The sequence below is a fragment of the Streptomyces beijiangensis genome, assembly GCF_017315755.1.
Lineage (GTDB): Bacteria > Actinomycetota > Actinomycetes > Streptomycetales > Streptomycetaceae > Streptomyces > Streptomyces beijiangensis.
In genome coordinates this window covers 1-18,171 of record NZ_JAFLRJ010000046.1, presented here as the reverse complement: position 1 = coordinate 18,171, position 18,171 = coordinate 1, and the positions used below count along the sequence as shown (strand labels likewise).

Below are 18,171 nucleotides of genomic sequence, written 5' to 3'. Positions count from 1 at the left end.
CGCGCCGCCGGTGCCTGCTGATCAGGCGCTCCTCCTCCAGCTCCTTGAGCGCCTGGCGCATGGTGAGCACGCTGACGCCGTAGTGCCCGGCGAGCTGCTCCTCGGTGGGCAGGCGAAGCGGGTCGTCTGGGCGGCGGCCCAGTATCGAGGCGCGCAGCGACTGCGAGACCTGGTACCAGAGCGGCAGCTTGCGGTTCAGGACCAGCGAGTCGGGCGCGAATGAGGACACGGTCAGCTCTCCCCGTTACGGACGGAAGTGGCGCTGGAGACCCTGCCACACGTTGTCGTAACCCGGCTGCAGGTGGTCGGCACCGGCTGCCTGCCCGGTGGCCGTCACCGGCCAGCGTGTCTCGAACATGAAGGCGAGCCCGTCGTCGATCTTCTGCGGCTTCAGCTCGGCCGCGCTCGCCCGCTCGAAGGTCTCCCGGTCGGGTCCGTGCGCGGACATCATGTTGTGCAGCGAGCCGCCGCCGGGCACAAAACCTTCCGCCTTGGCGTCGTAGGCGCCGTCGATCAGGCCCATGTACTCGCTCATCACATTGCGGTGGAAGTACGGCGGCCTGAACGTGTTCTCGCCGACCAGCCAGCGCGGTGCGAACACCACGAAGTCCACGCCCGCGAGCCCTGGAGTGTCCGAGGGGGAGGTGAGGACCGTGAAGATCGACGGGTCGGGGTGGTCGTAGCTGATCGTGCCGATGACATTGAAGCGGTGCAGGTCGTAGACGTACGGGACGTGATTGCCGTGCCAGGCGACGACATCCAGGGGCGAGTGGTCGTACGTCGCCGACCAGAGGTTTCCGCAGTACTTGTTGACCACCTCGACCGGGCCCTCGACGTCCTCGTACGCCGCCACCGGGGCCAGGAAGTCCCGTGCGTTCGCGAGGCCGTTGGCGCCGATCGGGCCGAGGTCGGGGAGCTGGAAGGGCTGCCCGTAGTTCTCGCAGACGTAACCGCGCGCGGTCGCGTCCAGGAGATCCACGCGGAAGCGGACGCCACGCGGGATCAGCGCGACATGGCCGGGCTCCGCGTGCAGCAGTCCGAACTCGGTGCGGATCAGGAGGCCTCCGCGCTCGGGGACGATCAGCAGCTCGCCGTCCGCGTCGCTGAACACGCGGTCCGTCATGGAGGTATTGGCGAAGTAGAGGTGAACGGCCATGCCGGTGCGCTGAGTTGCGTCGCCGTTGCCGCCGACCGTCCACAGCCCCGCCAGGAAGTCCGTGCCGGGCGCGGGCTCGGGGAGCGGGTTCCAGCGGAGCCGGTTGGGGTCGGGGACGGTCTCGGTGAAGGGGGCGGAGCGCAGGGTTCCGTTGTCGGTCCGTACAAAAGGCGGGTGCGCGGCCGAGGGGCGGATCCGGTAGAGCCAGGAGCGCCGGTTGTACGCGCGGGGCTCGGTGAAGGCGCTCCCGCTGAGCTGTTCCGCGTACAGACCGAGCGGCGCGCGCTGCGGGGAGTTCCGCCCGTGCGGCAGGGCGCCGGGGACCGCCTCGGAGCTGTGTTCGTTGCCGAAGCCCGAGGAGTACGTGAGTGACTCCGCGGTCTTCCGCGTCTGCTCGCTGCCGTTCAAGGTCCGCTCCCACTCGCCGCATCCGTATTCCTATGCTCAACAGTAGGATTCGCTCCGCGGCCCGTCAACGGGAGCGCGGCTCAGGGGTGCGGCGGCGTGCGCGCTGATGCGTACGGCGGCGAAACCCGCGGCGGTGAGCGGCAGGGCAAGACCGGCGCCGTACGCGAGGACCAGCAGGAAGCCGAACCAGGCCTGGCCCAGGGCGGCCGCACCGACCAGCGCGAGAACGGCGGACGGGCTGGGGACGAGCCCGGAACCACCCCTCGTGCAGCCTTCCCAGAGCGCGGCCGGAGGGCATGATGGGGGCCGTGTCCCATGATCAGAAGAAGGGCCTCCGCCGGGCCCCCGTGCAGCAGCGCAGCGCCGAGCGGCTCGACCGGATACTCGAAGCCTGCGCCGAACTGCTCGACGAGACGGGTTACGACCGCCTCTCCACCCGCGCCGTCGCCGCCCGCGCGGACGTCCCCATCGGCTCCGTCTACCGCTTCTTCAGCGACAAGCGCGCCATGGCGGACGCCCTGGCCCAGCGCAATCTCGACATGTACGCGGTCCGTGTCGCCGATCGGCTGACCACGCTTCCCGCAGCCGACTGGCGGGCGGCGATCGACGCCGTCCTGGACGAGTACCTGGAGATGAAGCGGACCGTCCCCGGCTTCGCGCTGGTCGACTTCGGGTCCCCGGCCACGCCGTACGAAGGAAACCCGCTGGTCGCGGACCGGCTCACGGCCCTGCTCGGCGCACATCTGGGGCTCACCCCGGACGAGGCGCTGCACCGTACGTTCCTGGTCGCCGTCGAGGCGGCCGACGCCGTTCTCCAACTCGCTTTCCGTACGCGGCCGGAGGGCGACCCCGATCTGGTGGCCGAAGTGCGTGTCCTGCTCCGGTCGTATCTCGCAAAGACTCTCGACTGACTCTCGCCGCCATGCCTACCGGTCGGTATGCTCGGGTTCGCCTGCGCGCCACCGCTGCCGCCCCGGGAGAACCGATGTCTCGTACCGCCCTGCGCATCTGCCCGCTCTGCGAAGCAACCTGCGGACTCACCCTCACCATCGAGGGCACCCGCGTCACCGGAGCCCGCGGCGACCGCGACGACATCTTCAGCCAGGGCTTCATCTGCCCCAAGGGCGCCTCCTTCGGCGAACTCGACGGCGACCCCGACCGGTTGCGCACCCCGCTGGTCCGCAGGAACGGCGAGCTCGGGGAGGCGAGCTGGGAGGAGGCGTTCGACCTGATCGCCGCCCGGATCAGGCCGCTGATCGAGTCGTACGGACCGAACGCGGTCGGTGTCGTCCTCGGCAACCCGAACGTCCACACCGTGGCCGGCGCGCTCTACCCGCCGGCCCTCCTCGCCGCACTGGGCACCCGCAGCCTCTTCACCGCGAGCACGCTCGACCAGATGCCCAAGCACGTCTCCAGCGGGCTGCTCTTCGGCGACGCCTTCGCCATCCCGGTCCCCGACCTGGACCGCACCGACCACCTCCTCCTGCTGGGCGCCAACCCCCTGGATTCCAACGGCAGTCTCTGCACGGCGGGTGACTTCCCCGGCAGGCTGAAGGCGCTGCGCAAGCGCGGCGGCACCCTCACGGTCGTCGACCCCCGCCGTACCCGTACGGCCAAGATCGCCGACCGGCACCTGGCGATCCGCCCCGGCACCGACGCCCTGCTGCTCGCCGCCCTCGCCCACACCCTCTTCGAGGAGAAGCTCACCGACCTCGGCGCCCTCGAAGGGCATGTCGAGGGTGTCGAGGAAGTCCGGGACGCCGTAAGGGACTTCACCCCCGAGGCCGTCGCGTCCGCCTGCGACCTCACCGCCGACGAGATCCGTACTCTGGCCCGCGATCTCGCCGCCGCACCCACCGCCGCCGTCTACGGCCGGGTCGGCAGCTCCACCGTCGAGTACGGCACCCTCACCAACTGGCTGGTCGACGTACTGAACGTTCTCACCGGCAACCTGGACCGCCCCGGCGGCGCCCTCTTCCCGCTCTCCGCCACCGACCGCAAGCCGCGCCCCGCGGGTCCCGGCCGCGGCTTCGCGCTCGGCCGCTGGAAGAGCAGGGTCAGCGGCCACCCCGAGGCCAAGGGCGAACTGCCGACCGCCGCCCTCGCCGAGGAGATCGAGGTGCCGGGGGACGGGCAGATCCGCGCGCTGATCACCGTCGCCGCCAACCCGGTGCTCTCCGCGCCGGACGGCGACCGCCTCGACCGGGCGCTGACCGGACTCGACCTCATGGTCAGCGTCGATCCGTATCTGAACGAGACCTCGTGCCACGCGGACGTGGTCCTGCCCCCGCCGCGGCCCTCGCAGAGCGCGCACTTCGACTTCGCGTTCAACACCTTCGCCGTGCACAACCAGGTCCGCTACTCGCGTCCTGCCGTCCCCCTCGAAGACGGCCGCATGGACGAGAGCGAGATCCTGGCCCGGCTGGTCCTCGCGGTGAGCGGGATGCACGGGGCCGATCCTGACGCCGTCGACACCATGGTCATCGAGCAGACGCTCGCCAAGGCAGGCGCCCCCAAGGAGATGGCAGCGGAGCTCACCGGCCGCACCGGACCCGAACGGCGCCTGGACCTCATGCTGCGCCTCGGCCCGTACGACCTCACCCTCGACCAGCTCCTCGACCACCCGCACGGCATCGACCTCGGTCCGCTGCAGCCGCGTATCCCGCAGATCCTCAAGACCCGCAGCGGCCGCATCGAGCTCTTCCCCGCGCCGATCGCCGCCGATCTGCCGCGTCTGCACAGCGCCCTGGCGGCCGGGCGGCCCGACTCGCTGGTCCTCGTCGGCCGCCGCCACCTGCGCTCCAACAACAGCTGGATGCACAACGTCCCCACACTCAACGGCGGCTCCAACACCTGCACCCTCCAGGTCCACCCCGATGACGCGACCCGCCTCGGTCTCACCGACGGCGCCCCCGCCCGTATCAAGGGAGAAGGCGGAGCGCTGGAGGTTCCGGTGGAGGTGACCGACGCCGTACGGACCGGAGTGGTGAGCCTCCCGCACGGCTGGGGCCACGACCGGCCGGGGACCAGGGGCGCGGTCGCCGCCGCGCGCCCCGGAGTCAACGTCAACCAGCTGCTCGACGGCTCGCTGCTCGACCCGCTGTCGGGCACCTCGGTGCTCAACGGTTTCCCCGTCGAGGTGGCCCCGCTGTCGTAACACCCCTGTGACCTGGTGTTTTGCTCGTATTGCTCACACGTCAACATCTTGTTAACGCTTGTCGAAGCGCCCTAACGTCATCCGGACCGCCGCCCCGGTGGGAGTTCAATGGTGAACGTTAGGTAATCCACATGCTGGCAATCCTCGGCTTCGCCATGATCGCGACCTTCCTGGTCCTGATCATGCTGAAGAAGATGTCGCCGATCGCGGCGCTCGTTCTGATCCCCGCCCTCTTCTGCGTCATCGTAGGAAAGGGAGCGCACCTCGGCGACTACGTCATCGAAGGCGTGGGCAGCCTCGCGCCGACCGCCGCGATGCTGATGTTCGCGATCGTCTACTTCGGCGTGATGATCGACGTCGGCCTCTTCGACCCGATCGTCCGGGGGATCCTGCGCTTCTGCAAGGCGGACCCGCTGCGCATCGTCGTCGGTACGGCGATCCTCGCCGCGATCGTCTCCCTCGATGGCGACGGCTCCACCACCTTCATGATCACCGTCTCGGCGATGTACCCGCTCTACAAGCGCCTCAAGATGAGCCTGGTCGTGATGACCGGTGTGGCCGCCATGGCCAACGGCGTGATGAACACCCTGCCCTGGGGCGGCCCGACGGCCCGCGCGGCCACCGCGCTGAAGCTCGACGCATCCGACATCTTCGTGCCCATGATCCCGGCGCTCGCCGTCGGCCTGCTCGGCGTCGTCGTCCTCTCGTACGTCCTCGGCCGCCGCGAGCGCAAGCGGCTCGGCGTCCTCACCCTGGACGAGGCACTGGTGGCGGAGCCGGAGACCGTACTGGTCGGTGGCGGCGGCAGCGGCAGCGGTACGAAGAAGACCACGGGCAGCGCCGGAACGGGCACCACCACGTCCGGCGAAGACAACGACGACGGCAACGACAACGACGACGACGGCTTCCAGGGCCTCGACCCGAACCGCGCCACCCTGCGCCCCAAGCTCTACTGGTTCAACGCGGCCCTCACCGTCGTCCTTCTCACCGCCATGATCATGGAGTGGCTGCCGATCCCGGTGCTCTTCCTGCTCGGCGCGGCCCTCGCCCTGACCGTCAACTTCCCGCACATGCCCGACCAGAAGGCCCGCCTCGGCGCCCACGCCGAGAACGTCCTCAACGTCGCGGGCATGGTCTTCGCCGCCGCGGTCTTCACCGGTGTCCTCACCGGCACCGGCATGGTCAAGCACATGGCGGACTGGCTGGTCGGCGCGATCCCCGACTCCATGGGCTCGCAGATGGGCCTGGTCACAGGACTGCTCTCCATCCCGCTCACCTACTTCATGTCCAACGACGGCTTCTACTTCGGCGTCGTCCCCGTCCTCGCCGAGGCCGGCGCCGCGCACGGCGTCTCCCCGGTGGAGATCGCCCGCGCCTCGCTGGTCGGCCAGGCGCTGCACATGTCGAGCCCGCTGGTCCCCGCCGTGTACGTCCTGGTGGGCATGGCCAAGGTCGAGTTCGGCGACCACACCCGCTTCACCGTGAAGTGGGCCGTGATCATCTCGCTCCTCGTCCTCGTCTCCGGAATCCTCTTCGGCATCATCTGATGGTGGTCCCGGTCTCCCGCACCTGGCTGCTGCGCCTCGTCATCGCCTTCGCCTTCGCACAGGCGGCGGTGTCGATGGCGCGGCCCGCCGTCTCGTACCGGGCACTGGCCCTGGGCGCGGACGAGCGGGCGATCGGTGTGATCGCGGGCGTGTACGCGCTGCTCCCGCTGTTCGCCGCCGTACCCCTGGGCCGCCGTACGGACCACGGAAGGTGCGCGCCCCTCCTCCCCGTCGGCGTCGCCCTGATCGCGGGCGGCTGTGCGCTCAGCGGTACGGCCGGCTCGCTCGGCGCGATGGCCGCGTGGAGCGGGGTGATGGGCCTGGGCCACCTCTGCTTCGTGATCGGCGCCCAGTCGATCGTGGCCCGGCAGTCCGCACCGGACGAACAGGACCGCAACTTCGGGCACTTCACCATCGGCGCCTCACTCGGCCAGCTGATCGGCCCTGTCGCCGCCGGGTTCGTCATCTCCGAGCACGACGGCGCCATGGGACGCACCAGCGCCACCGCCCTCGTCGTCTCGGCCGCCGTCGCCGCCGTCTCCCTCACCTCGCTCTGGCGGATCGAGCACCGCGGGGAGGCCGGGCCACGTCCGGCGCGGGCGGCACAGGTCCCGGTCACGCGCATTCTCCGTACGCGCGGAGTGCCCGCCGGGATCTTCATCAGTCTCGCGGTGCTCTCCGCGACCGACATCCTCACCGCCTACCTCCCGGTCGTCGGCGAACACCGGGGGATCGCCCCCGCCACCGTCGGGGTGCTGCTGAGCGTGCGGGCCGCGGCGACCATCGCCTGCCGGCTGGTGATGACGCCGCTGCTCAGGCTCCTGGGCCGCACGGTCCTGGTCACGGCCACCTGTCTGCTGGCCGCCCTGCTCTGCGCGGGCATCGCACTTCCCGTACCCGTATGGGGACTTGGCGTGATGCTGGCGCTGCTCGGCTTCTGTCTCGGCGTCGGCCAGCCGTTGTCCATGACGACGGTCGTCCAGGCCGCCCCCGCGGAGGCCCGCTCCACCGCCCTCGCCCTGCGGCTGACCGGAAACCGTCTCGGCCAGGTGGCCGCTCCCGCTTCCGCCGGGCTCATCGCGGGCGTGGCCGGGACCGCGGCGCCGTTCGTCATGCTCGGCGGGCTGCTGCTGGTCGCGGCGGGGCTCGGCGTGCGCGGTGGCAGGGGCCGGACACAGGACTGCCCGGCGCCGCCCTTGTCACGGGGGATGACGGCTGGCAAGGCGGCGCCGGGCAACGCTCCGAACGTAGACAGCGGTCGTTACTGAGGCATTACTGACTCTCCCTCAGGCGGAGCCCACCGCACCACGGTCACGGAACAGGTCGGTTCGGGCCATTCCCGCCCGGCCGGAAACCCGCTAGCTTGCGGCCCAGCCGCCACTTCAGGACGCGGTCGTCGCTTGATTCCCTCGGGTGGATTTCCATGTCGCGCGCCATCTCCCTGCAGAACGTCACCAAGAGGTACGGCCGCGGCGCCCCCGCCGTCGACCGGCTCTCGCTCTCCGTCGATCCGGGGGAGTTCCTCGTGCTCCTCGGCCCGTCGGGCTGCGGAAAATCGACCGTACTGCGCATGATCGCCGGGCTGGAGGAGATCACCGACGGCGAACTGTATCTGGACGGCGAGTACTCCAACCATCTGCCGCCCGGCGGGCGCGGGATGGCGATGGTCTTCCAGAACTTCGCGCTGTACCCGAGCATGACCAGCCGCGACAACATCGGCTTCCCGCTCCGCTTCGAGGCCCCCGGCGAGGACCACGCGCCCCGCGTCGAGGCCACCGCCCGCCTGCTCGGCATCGCCGACCTGCTCGACCGCTACCCCGGCCAGCTCTCCGGCGGCGAGCGCCAGCGCGTCGCGATGGGACGGGCCATCTCCCGGCGCCCCTCGGTCTTCCTGATGGACGAGCCGCTCTCCAACCTCGACGCCAAGCTCCGCAACCATCTGCGGGCCGAAATCGCCCAGCTCACCCGGGAGTTGGGGGTGACCACGGTGTACGTCACCCACGACCAGTCCGAGGCGATGTCGCTCGGCGACCGGGTGGCCGTCATGCGCGGCGGGATCCTCCAGCAGGTCAGCAAGCCCCGCGAGGCCTACGGACTCCCCGAGAACGTCTTCGTCGCCGCCTTCATCGGTACCCCGCGCATCAACCTCCTGCAGGCCGTCGTGCACGCCCCGCTGGAGGGCCGGATGTCGATCGACCTCGGCCGCCAGCGCCTCGCCCTGCCCGAACCCCTCAGCCCCGACCACCAGTTGCTCCGGATCCAGCAGGGCCGCAGGCTCATCGTCGGCCTGCGCTCGGAGGCCGTGCGGATCGCGGTGCCGAGCCAGGCGCGCCCCGGCGAGGTGCCCATCAGCGGCATCGTGGAGCACGTGGAGTTCCAGGGGCATGAGGCGCTGGTCCACCTCAACACCGGTTCACAGCCCGCCCTCGTACCGGATCTGGAGTCGCCGCGCCCCCAGCCCGCGCCGCGCCGCCGTCAGTCGCAGGGCGGCAGTGTGCTGTCACGACTGCGCGAGCGCACGCATGTGTCGGGCCCCGTGGTGGTGCTGGACGAACCGGAGGCCCCGGGCATCACCCCGGACAGGCCCGCGCTGTCCTCCGGTGATCTGGTCGTACGCACCGGACCCGACCTGCGGCTGCGGACCGGCGCGCAGGTGCCGCTGCTGGTCGATCTCGCGCATCTCTACGTCTTCGACCACTACGGGCGCAGGATCTGCCCCACGCCCAACGAGCTTCCAGGGTTCGAGATCTGACGAGCGCTCAGAACATGGCGCGGACCATGGACACGTGCCGGAGGCCGACCGGGTAGGGGAGGGTGCGGGCCGGTTCCTCGGCGAGGGCGAGGGCGGCGGTCGCCTCGGCCGCCCTGCCCAGCCGGGCCAGGGCCAGTGCGTGCACCACCCGTACCTCGATCTCCGTGATCCGCTCACCGGCCCGCGCGGCCCGTTCCGCCTCGGCGGCGGCGATCCGCTCGGACTCCTCGTGGCGGCCCGCCGACACATGCGCCCAGGCGGCCAGCAGCGGGGAGCCGTCCGAGTCGTCGGCGTCCAGGAGGCGCAGCGCCTCCTCGGGGTCGCGCTCGCGCAGGGCGAGTTCGATGCGGGCGGTCCTGGCCTCGTGGTGGGCCTGGCGGTCGTTGCGTTCCGCGGCGGCCTTCTCGGCGCGCTCCAGGAGAACGGCGGCCTCGGCCTCGCCGCCTGTCCTCATCCGTACCCTGGCCAGCGCCGCCAGCGCGTAGGCCAGGCACCACTCGCCGTGCGACTCCGCTCCCTGCACGGACTCCTCCGCGAGGGTCAGCGCCTCGTCGAACTCCTCGACGAGCAGATGGAGTTCGGCCAGATTGGCGCGCTCGAACGCGGTCGCCGTGGGATCGCCCGAGCGCTCGGCCAGCTCCAGGGCGCGCCGCCCGGTGGCGATGGCCTCGCGCAGCCTGCCGCCCCTGCGCGCGTTCTCCCGCAGGATCGACAGGACGCTGGTGAGGAGGGTCGGATCGCCGTACGCCTCGGCCGGTGCCAGCGCCTTGTCGGCCGCGGCCCGTGCCTCGCCGAACCGCCCGGCCAGCGCGAGGTTGCTGGCCTGCATCGCGAACGCCCTGGCCGCCAGGCCCTGCCCGGACAGACCGGTCATGCCCCGCGCCGCTTCGAGTGCCTGCACCGCGGCCGCGTACCCCTCCTCGTACTGCCCCTGCACGAAGAAGACCACGGACAGGGCCGTGTGGTGCGTGGCGGCCGGCTCGGCGGCGGTGTCGGGCCCCGGCGGGTACGCGCGCAGGACCTCCATGCCGAACAGCGGTGTCCTGGCCTTGACCAGGGTCTCCGCGAGATGCCCGGCCGCCAGCACCTCGTCGTCGCGCTCGCCGCGCCGCCCGAACTCGGCGAGAGCTTCGCGCAGCGCTGCGGCCGCCTCCGCGAAATTGCCCATGCGGCGCAGCACATGGCTGTGCGCGAGCCGGGCACGGGCGGCGTCCACGTCGAGGCGGGCGACCAGATCGCGGTAGTAGCGGTCGGCCGTGTCATTGGCGTACAGGGCCGCCGCACGCTCCGCGGCCCGGCGCAGATACTCGGCGGCGCGCCGGTCGTCGGCGCGTGCGAAGTGCGAGGCGAGCGCGTCCACGGCGTCGGGGCGGTGGCGCAGTACGGCCTCGGCGAAGGCGGAGTGGAGCTGTCGGCGGCGTACGGTGCTGAGCTGCTCGTAACAGGTCAGCCTGACGAGCGGATGGCGGAAGGCGAGCCCGGCCACCGGCCGGCCGGAGACCACGACCTGCCGCTCGACGACCAGCGAGGCCCCGATCGCGGCTTCCAGGGCGTCGGCCGCCTCCGCGCCCGAGAGCCGCAGCCCGTGTTCGGCCACATCGAGCACCTCGGAGAGCGAGGCCTCCCCGCCGGAGGCCGACAAGGCTTCGATCAGCCGCCGCGCCACCGGGTCCACCCGGCCCAGCCGCTCGGCGACCAGCTGGCGCACGGTGTCGGGGGCGGTCGACTCGCCTGGGGAGCGGGCCAGTTCGACGGCGAAGAGCGGGTTGCCCAGGGAGAGTTCCCAGACCCGGTCGGTCGCGGTGCCGACGTCGGCGGCCACGGCCAGACAGGCCGTCCGGTCCAGCCGGGTCAGTTCGACGCGCCGTGCCAGCCCCTGACGCACCAGGGCGGCAAGACCCGCCCGGCGCGGATCGGTCTCCGTCAGTTCCTCCTCGCGGCAGGTGACCGCGAAGCGCCAGGGCGAGCCCGCGTCGGCAGCGCGCCGGGCGAGATGGCTCAGCAGCTGGAAGGAGCCCGCGTCGGCGGCGTGCAGATCGTCCAGGACCACCAGGACCGGGTGCTGGTCGGCCAGTTCGCCCAGGAGGCCTGCCGTCGCACGGAAGAGCCGGTCGCGCTCCTCCTCCGGGCTGCGGTCGGCCAGGCTGCGGACCCGGCCGAGGGAGGGGAGCAGCGAGGCGAGTTCGGGGTACTCGGCGCCGGCCCGGGCGCGTTCGGCGGGCGGCCGGTCGGCCAGCCAGCCGTCCAGGGCCTCGGCGAAGGCGCCGTAAGGGGTGTGCCCCTCGGCGTCGTGGCCCGCGCCCCACAGCACCGTGGTGCCCTCGGCCGCCGCGCGCCGCGCCGCCTCCCCGACGAGCCGGGTCTTGCCGAGACCGGCTTCACCGGTGAGGAGCTGGACGGGCGGGGCGTCGGGCGACAGGAGCGCGCGCAGGACGTCGTCGCGGCCGCGCAGGGGGGCGGGCGCGGGGTTGCGTATCGCGGCAGGAAGGACCGGCGCCGAGGGCCGCGGCAGGGGCGCCGCCGCGGACAGCGCCGACTGGTGCAGCCGCTCGGTCTCGGGCCCCGGCCGTACGCCGAGCTCCGCGTCCAGTGCCTCCCGGCACAGGTGGTACTGGCGCACCGCCTTGCGCCGCAGTCCCTGTCGTACGTACGCCTCGATGAGGACCTGGTGCGCCTGCTCCTCGGCCGGGCTGGTCACCAGGACCTGCTCGGCCGCGGCTCCCGCCTCCTCCGGTGCGCCCTCCGCCAGATGCGCCTCGGCAAGTCCGAGCAGCACCCGCTCGCGCAGGGAACCGAGCCGCTCCCGCCGGGCCTCGGCCCACGGTGCGTACCGGTCCTCGGGCAGCAGTTCACCGGTGAAGGCGTCCAGGGCCGAGGCCAGCGGGCCCGACCCGCCGTCGCCGAGCGCGCGCTCGGCGAGGGACTCCGCATGGTCGGCGTCGATCCACACCGTCTGCGGATCCAGCCGCAGCAGCGCCCCCTCGCCCGACAGGTACGAGGAGGCGGCGCGTGGCGCCAGCTCGGGTTCGAGGGCCCGGCGGGCCGCGTGCAGTGCGACGCGCAGGCTGCCGATGGCGGCCGACGGATCGGCGTCGGGCCAGCAGACGTCCATCGCCTGCTCGCGGTGCAGGCTGTGGCCGGGGGAGACGGCGAGCAGTTTGACGAGGGCGCGGGCGCTCGGTCTCGGCCAGCGTTCGGCGAGAGGAGGACCGCCGTCACGAGTTACGCGAAATCCGCCGAAAAGGTGCAGACGGAGCAGTGGAGGAGCGGAGTTGGTGGTTCCGTTCAGTCTGTCCGCGCCCATAGGGGCGTCACTTTAACCGCTTTCCCTGTTTCTGCCGCAGGCCCCCCGAATGGCGGAGGCCTGCGGCTCGGCGACAGGGTCAGGAGGCGTCGAGGGTGAAGACCGATGCCTGGTGGACGGCCGTGTTCGGCAGGTAGTAGCGCCCGCCCAGCAGCTGCGCCAGCCGGTCGTTGCCCGAATCGTCGAAGTTGAGCGAGACGACCTCGTCGGTGCCGTCGCCGTCCAGGTCGCCCGTGAAGACGTCCTGGCCGCCGAGCACCGAGGCCTTCGCGAGCTGGGCGGGGTAGTTGTGGCCCGCGGTCAGCGCCGCCTGGTCCCACACATGGACACCGCCCATCACGCCGCCGACGATCAGCTTGCGCCCGCCGGGGCCGCTGGCGGGGTGTGCGAACTGCAGCGTCGGCGACGTGTAGACGCTGTAGTCGGCAGAGGCCGAGAACGTGTAGAGCGACGCGGTGTTCGCGAGGACCAGTCCGTCGTCGTCCGTGAACCAGTTGCCGACCGTGTAGAGACCGCCCGCGAGACCGGTGTGCAGGATCTTGCCGGTGCGCCCGTCACGGATCTCCACGACATTGGTCCGGACGCCGAGGTCCGTATCGCGCGTGACCCAGGTGCAGACGACCGCGTGACCGTCGCCGTACGGAATGCCGGGCGAGGCGTACGTACCGTTCCGCAGCACCGTCGCGTACAGCTTCCCGTCGGTGGTCCCGGCCGGGGGCCTGGGATCGGCCGTCCAGGCCACCGCGCCGGTGCGGCCGTTCAGCGCGACGCCGTTGACCACCGGTGAGGCGAGATCGAGGGAGTTGACGCTGTTGTACTGCGCGTACACCTGGCCGTCTCCGGTCGACAGGTCCGCGAAGACCACGTCGCCGGCGGACGAGGGGGCCGCGTACTCCCACATCTTCGAACCGTTGCCCCGGTACGCGCGCACCCTGTCGGTGGGCACCACCACCTCGGCGAGCCCGTCGTGGTCGACATCGGCGACGGCCGCCGAGCGGACGAAGCCGCCCTTGCCGGGGATGGTGGTCCTGACCCTGCCGGTGCGCGCGTCGACGACCACGGTGGCGGTGTCGGCCGCGACCGCCAGTTCGTCCCGGCCGTCGCCGTCGACGTCACCCTTCTCGATCCGGTGGACCTGGCCGGGGAGCGTGGCCTTCCACAGCAGCTTCGGGCTGCCCGCCACGAGAGAAGGGCCGTCGTACGCCCAGAGGCCGCGCGACTGGCCGCCCAGGACCAGGTCCTTCTTCTTGTCGCCGTTGACGTCGAGCGACTGCGCGGAGGAGAGGTCTCCCTGGAGCGCGGTCAGGCTCTGTTGGCGGCCGCCGCTGATGGCGTACGTACGGACGTTCTGGTTCTGGTCCACCGTGCGCACATGCCGGCCGCTGCCGTCGCGGTAGGGCTGGGCGAAGAGCGGGGACGCGCCGCTGCCGTTCTGCTGCCAGTCGATGTCGCCGTCCCGGCCGGAGAACACGGTGAGCGAGCCGTATCCGGCGCCGCCCGGGTTGTCCGCGGTGTTGATGCCCTGGTCCATGGAGGCGGCGGCGACGAGCTTCCCGTCGACGGCCCGCAGGCTCCAGGCGCCGGGCCCGTCCTTGGAGTTGTCGGCGTCGCGCTTGACGGTGTGCGACCACAGCTCGGTGCTGCCGTCCGTACCGTCGAGGACCCGCACGGTGTTGGAGTTGATGTACAGATACGGGTCGAGCTTCGACTCGCTGACCGCGTACTCGGCCTTGCGGTCGCCCCGCAGATCACCGGTCTCCAGGTCCAGCGGGAGCGCGTTTGTCCTGGTGTCCAGGGTGGTGCGGCTCCCGTCGGCGAGTGCGTAGGAGACCACCTCGTACTTCACGCCGTCGGTGAGGTCGGACTGCTCGAGCGCCACGATCCGGCCGCGTCCCGCGTCCAGGTGCAACTGGCGTGCGTACAGCGCGGTGTCGGTCTGCCACCTCACGCTGCCGTCCGCTGTGTCCAGCATCAGGGTGCGGGCGTGTCCGGCGGCCGTGGCGGACTTGCGCTGACTCCAGGAGGCGGCGACCAGCCCGCCGCCCGCGTTCTCCAGCGCGCTCCAGGTGGTGCTCGTGCGCAGGCCCGTGTCGTACGTCCAGGTGTGGGCGGGGGTGAGCGCTCCGTCGGCGTACGAGAAGCGGATGCCGGTGAGCGTCGCGGTCGCGGAGGCTGGGGAGTTGAGGTTGTAGTACGGCGGGTCGCCGATGAGGAGGGTCTTGCCGACGACCGTGACCTCGTACGCGTAGGCGTACAGCTTGGTCCACAGCGTCCTGCCGGTCCTGCCGTCCAGGACGGTGACGAAGGTGCCGTTGGCGAGGGTGGAGCCGGGGGAGGTGAACGGGCGGTAGGGCGAGACGCCGACGCTCGCGCTGAACACCACGTCGTCCACGCCGTCGCCGGTCAGGTCCGCCGTCGAGTACCCCTGGTCGGACGCGGGGGTGAAGGGGGCGACCGCGTTGTAGCCCATCACGATGCGGGCCGGGCCCGGCTCGGCCTGGTAGGCGCGGGTCGGCGTCACCTTCCAGCCGGCGTACAGCGAGGCGTTGTCGCGCCGCCACACCTGGGCCCCGTCGCCGGTGGAGCGCTGGACGCTGCCGAGGCTGTGGAGGGTGAAGTAGTCGCCCTTGGTGCCGCCCACGGGGGCGGTGGCGCCGAGGCCGCGTACACCCTCCAGCGCGGACGCGGAGTTGAGGCTCACGCCGGCCGCGTCGGCGGAGGGTGCCATGTCGTCGGTCTTGGGGGCGGCGGCGCCCTGCGGGTCGACATCCGGTGCGTCGGCGGCGGCGTATGCGTCGATACGGGCGTGGTCGGCGAGCTGCTCGGCCTGGCTGTCGGTCAGTACCAGCAGACCACTGTCGTCGGCGGCGGCAGGGACGGCGGCGGTCAGCAGCGCTGCGGCCGTGACGGCGGCGGCCGCCCATGCGGTGCGTCCGTGCAGGGGGGAACGGGGCAGAGCCAAGTCGTTCGGGCCTCCTGGTCCGGGACGGGCAGTGGGTCCCGGCAATCCGTGCGCGCGCCGGGACGGAGCTGGTCCCGGAGGTTAGGAGGGGTCCGTTACTGAGGAATTACCGGCGTGACGCGGCCGACGTCCGGGGCCCCTGGCGCCAGAAAACTAACAGCGCTAGTTTGGGCGTGGACGACACCCGCAGGCTCTGGAGGAGTGCGATGAAGGCTCACGACGGCATGTACATCGGCGGCGCGTGGCGGCCCGCCGCCACCGCGGACACGATCGCGGTCGTGAACCCCGCCGACGAGCAGGTCATCGGCCATGTTCCGGCCGGTACGGCACAGGACGTCGATACGGCGGTACGGGCCGCCCGCGCCGCCTTCCCCGCCTGGGCCGCCACCGCGCCCGCCGAGCGGGCCGCGCTGATCGCCGCCCTGCGCGACCAACTGGTCGCGCGCAAGGACGAGATCGCCGAGACGATCACCGCCGAACTGGGCGCGCCGCTCCCGTTCTCGCAGATGGTGCACGCCGGGGTCCCGGTCCTCGTCGCGGGTTCGTACGCCGAACTGGCCGCCACGTACGCCTTCGAGGAGAAGGTCGGCAACTCCACGGTCTATGCGGAGCCGGTCGGCGTGGTCGGTGCCATCACTCCCTGGAACTACCCGTTGCACCAGGTCGTCGCCAAGGTCGCCCCGGCGCTCGCGGCCGGCTGCACGGTCGTGCTCAAGCCCGCCGAGGACACCCCGCTGACCGCCCAGCTCTTCGCCGAGGCCGTCGACGCGGCCGGCATCCCGGCCGGAGTCTTCAACCTGGTCACCGGAGTCGGCCCGGTCGCGGGCCAGGCCCTGGCCGAACACCCGGGCGTGGACCTGGTCTCCTTCACGGGCTCCACGGCCGTCGGCCGGCAGATCGGCGCCACGGCGGGCGCCGCGATCAAGCAGGTCGCCCTCGAACTCGGCGGCAAGTCCGCCAACGTCATCCTCCCCTCGGCGGACCTGGCCAAGGCCGTCAACGTCGGCGTCGCCAACGTCATGGGCAACTCGGGCCAGACCTGCAGTGCCTGGACCCGGATGCTGGTCCACCGCGACCGTTACGAGGAGGCGGTGGAACTGGCGCAGGCCGCGGTCGCCAAGTACGTGCCCGGTGAGCGCGTCGGCCCGCTGGTCAACGCCAAGCAGCAGGCGCGGGTCCGCGGTTACATCGAGAAGGGCATCGAGGAGGGCGCGCGCCTGGTCGCGGGCGGCCCCGAAGCCCCTCTGGCGGCGGGCTACTACGTCAGGCCCACGGTCTTCGCGGACGTCACCCCCGAGATGACGATCGCCCAGGAGGAGATCTTCGGCCCGGTCCTCGCGATCCTTCCGTACGAGGACGAGGAGGACGCCCTGCGCATCGCCAACGGCACGGTCTACGGCCTCGCGGGCGCGGTCTGGGCGGCCACGCCGGAGGAGGCCGTGGCCTTCGCGCGCCGGATGGACACCGGCCAGGTCGACATCAACGGCGGCCGCTTCAACCCCCTTGCCCCCTTCGGCGGTTACAAGCAGTCGGGCGTGGGCCGCGAGCTCGGCTCGCACGGCCTCACCGAGTACCTCCAGACCAAGTCCCTCCAGTTCTGATCCGGGAGAAACCCTTCATGGTCCGCGCCGCCATCCTGCCGTCCGTCGGCTCACCTCTCGAGATCGCCGACATCGAACTCCCCGAGCCGGGCCCAGGCCAGGTCAGGGTCCGCCTCGCCGCCGCCGGGGTCTGCCACTCCGACCTCTCCCTCACCAACGGCACCATGCGGGTCCCTGTCCCCGCGGTCCTCGGCCACGAGGGCGCCGGTACGGTCGTCTCGGTCGGCGAGGGCGTCACCCATGTCGCACCCGGCGACGGGGTGGTGCTCAACTGGGCGCCGTCCTGCGGCCGTTGCCACTCCTGCACGCTCGGCGAGGTCTGGCTCTGCGCCGACGCGCTGACCGGCGCGGGCAACATTCACGCCCGTACGGCGGACGGCACCGAGCTCCACCCCGGCCTGAACGTGGCCGCGTTCGCCGAGGAGACCGTGGTCGCCGCGGCGTGCGTACTCCCCGTCCCGGCCGGCATCCCGCTCACCGACGCGGCGCTCCTCGGCTGCGCGGTCCTCACGGGTTACGGGGCGATCCACCACTCCGCGCAGGTCCGTGCGGGCGAGTCGGTGGCGGTCTTCGGGGTCGGGGGAGTGGGCCTCGCCACGCTCCAGTCGGCCCGTATCGCCGGAGCCTCGACGATCGTCGCGGTCGATGTCTCCCCGGAGAAGGAGGAGCTCGCGCGCGCGGCGGGCGCCACGGAGTACGTGGTCGCCTCGGAGAAGACGGCCAAGGACATCCGCAAGCTCACGGGCGGGCACGGGGTGGATGTGGCGGTGGAGTGCGTGGGCCGCGCGGTGACGATCCGTACGGCGTGGGAGTCGACCCGCCGGGGCGGCCGCACCACGGTGGTGGGCATCGGCGGAAAGGACCAGCAGGTCACCTTCAACGCGCTGGAGATCTTCCACTGGGGCCGCACGCTGTCGGGGTGCGTGTACGGCAACTCCGACCCGGCGGTGGATCTGCCGGTGATCGCGGAGCATGTGCGGGCGGGGCGCTTCGACCTGAGCGCGCTGGTGACGGAGCACATCGGGCTGGAGGGGATCCCGGCGGCGTTCGACAACATGCTGGCGGGCAAGGGGGGCCGGGCGCTGGTGGTGTTCTAGGGGGTGACGCGGCCTGCGGCCGCTGTGTCCTCAATCTCCCCCAAGCTCTCGGCTTCGCTCGAGCAGGGGGGACCCCCTCGACGGGCTTGATCTGCCCTCCCTGTGCTTGCACGTACAAGCGGACGCCGGGCAAAAAAATTAGCCCGTCCGGCGATTGAGGACCGGGGTCCGGGGCGGAGCCCCGGTG

The 18,171-nt window shown here is 71.8% G+C and carries 12 protein-coding genes; 8 read left to right on the top strand and 4 right to left on the bottom strand.

The window, feature by feature from the left end; all coding sequences use genetic code 11:
* On the bottom strand, nt 1-229 hold a 229-nt coding region (locus tag J0695_RS06000; RefSeq protein WP_206960781.1), incomplete at its 3' end, for a winged helix-turn-helix domain-containing protein.
* A 15-nt stretch (nt 230-244) separates the two neighbouring features.
* Nucleotides 245-1,564 carry a homogentisate 1,2-dioxygenase gene (gene hmgA, locus J0695_RS05995; protein ID WP_206960780.1) on the bottom strand — a complete coding sequence of 440 codons (1,320 nt, stop codon included), beginning with the start codon at nt 1,562-1,564 and terminating at the stop codon, nt 245-247.
* A 96-nt stretch (nt 1,565-1,660) separates the two neighbouring features.
* Here hmgA and J0695_RS05990 point away from each other — a divergent pair, with 96 nt between their 5' ends.
* The 6 genes from J0695_RS05990 (at nt 1,661) to J0695_RS05965 (ending at nt 9,020) form a co-directional block, all read left to right on the top strand.
* Nucleotides 1,661-1,864 (top strand): hypothetical protein, encoded by a 204-nt coding sequence (locus J0695_RS05990; protein WP_206960779.1) that lies wholly within the window; start codon nt 1,661-1,663, stop codon nt 1,862-1,864.
* Nucleotides 1,864-2,475: a TetR/AcrR family transcriptional regulator gene (locus tag J0695_RS05985; protein WP_206960783.1), complete on the top strand. Its 612-nt coding sequence runs from the start codon at nt 1,864-1,866 to the stop codon at nt 2,473-2,475. Before J0695_RS05990 ends, J0695_RS05985 begins: the two co-directional genes overlap by 1 nt.
* A gap of 74 nt (nt 2,476-2,549) precedes the next feature.
* Nucleotides 2,550-4,721 (top strand): molybdopterin oxidoreductase family protein, encoded by a 2,172-nt coding sequence (locus tag J0695_RS05980; protein WP_206960778.1) that lies wholly within the window; start codon nt 2,550-2,552, stop codon nt 4,719-4,721.
* Between the two features lie 131 nt (nt 4,722-4,852).
* Nucleotides 4,853-6,268, top strand: a complete 1,416-nt coding sequence (locus J0695_RS05975) for a CitMHS family transporter (RefSeq protein WP_206960777.1) — start codon at nt 4,853-4,855, stop codon at nt 6,266-6,268.
* Nucleotides 6,268-7,536, top strand: a complete 1,269-nt coding sequence (locus tag J0695_RS05970; RefSeq protein WP_206960776.1) for an MFS transporter — start codon at nt 6,268-6,270, stop codon at nt 7,534-7,536. The genes J0695_RS05975 and J0695_RS05970 overlap by 1 nt, the downstream gene beginning before the upstream one ends.
* 155 nt (nt 7,537-7,691) lie before the next feature.
* On the top strand, nt 7,692-9,020 hold the full coding sequence (locus J0695_RS05965; RefSeq protein WP_206960775.1) for an ABC transporter ATP-binding protein: 1,329 nt from the start codon (nt 7,692-7,694) through the stop codon (nt 9,018-9,020).
* Nucleotides 9,021-9,027: 7 nt separating this feature from the next.
* Here the strand turns inward: J0695_RS05965 and J0695_RS05960 are convergent, their stop codons facing one another.
* Together J0695_RS05960 and J0695_RS05955 are read right to left on the bottom strand one after the other, a co-directional pair.
* Nucleotides 9,028-12,324, bottom strand: coding sequence for an ATP-binding protein (locus J0695_RS05960; protein ID WP_206960774.1), 3,297 nt, complete (start codon nt 12,322-12,324; stop codon nt 9,028-9,030).
* 79 nt (nt 12,325-12,403) lie between these two features.
* Entirely contained in the window at nt 12,404-15,286 is a 2,883-nt protein-coding gene (locus J0695_RS05955) for an FG-GAP-like repeat-containing protein (RefSeq protein WP_242552265.1), read from the bottom strand.
* Between the two features lie 206 nt (nt 15,287-15,492).
* On the opposite strand from J0695_RS05955, the gene J0695_RS05950 reads away from it, so the two are divergent.
* Nucleotides 15,493-16,887, top strand: a complete 1,395-nt coding sequence (locus J0695_RS05950) for an aldehyde dehydrogenase family protein (RefSeq protein WP_206960773.1) — start codon at nt 15,493-15,495, stop codon at nt 16,885-16,887.
* Between the two features lie 17 nt (nt 16,888-16,904).
* Nucleotides 16,905-17,984, top strand: a complete 1,080-nt coding sequence (locus J0695_RS05945; protein WP_206960772.1) for a Zn-dependent alcohol dehydrogenase — start codon at nt 16,905-16,907, stop codon at nt 17,982-17,984.
* The last annotated feature ends 187 nt before the right edge of the window (nt 17,985-18,171 follow it).

What these genes read in the sequence shown, in the direction of transcription:
- J0695_RS05960 (WP_206960774.1), bottom strand. Translation starts at nt 12,324, where the DNA reads ATGGGCGCGGACAGACTGAACGGAACCACCAACTCCGCTCCTCCACTG.
- J0695_RS05980 (WP_206960778.1), top strand. Translation starts at nt 2,550, where the DNA reads ATGTCTCGTACCGCCCTGCGCATCTGCCCGCTCTGCGAAGCAACCTGC.
- J0695_RS05950 (WP_206960773.1), top strand. Translation starts at nt 15,493, where the DNA reads ATGAAGGCTCACGACGGCATGTACATCGGCGGCGCGTGGCGGCCCGCC.
- J0695_RS05970 (WP_206960776.1), top strand. Translation starts at nt 6,268, where the DNA reads ATGGTGGTCCCGGTCTCCCGCACCTGGCTGCTGCGCCTCGTCATCGCC.
- J0695_RS05965 (WP_206960775.1), top strand. Translation starts at nt 7,692, where the DNA reads ATGTCGCGCGCCATCTCCCTGCAGAACGTCACCAAGAGGTACGGCCGC.
- J0695_RS05975 (WP_206960777.1), top strand. Translation starts at nt 4,853, where the DNA reads ATGCTGGCAATCCTCGGCTTCGCCATGATCGCGACCTTCCTGGTCCTG.
- J0695_RS05985 (WP_206960783.1), top strand. Translation starts at nt 1,864, where the DNA reads ATGGGGGCCGTGTCCCATGATCAGAAGAAGGGCCTCCGCCGGGCCCCC.
- J0695_RS05945 (WP_206960772.1), top strand. Translation starts at nt 16,905, where the DNA reads ATGGTCCGCGCCGCCATCCTGCCGTCCGTCGGCTCACCTCTCGAGATC.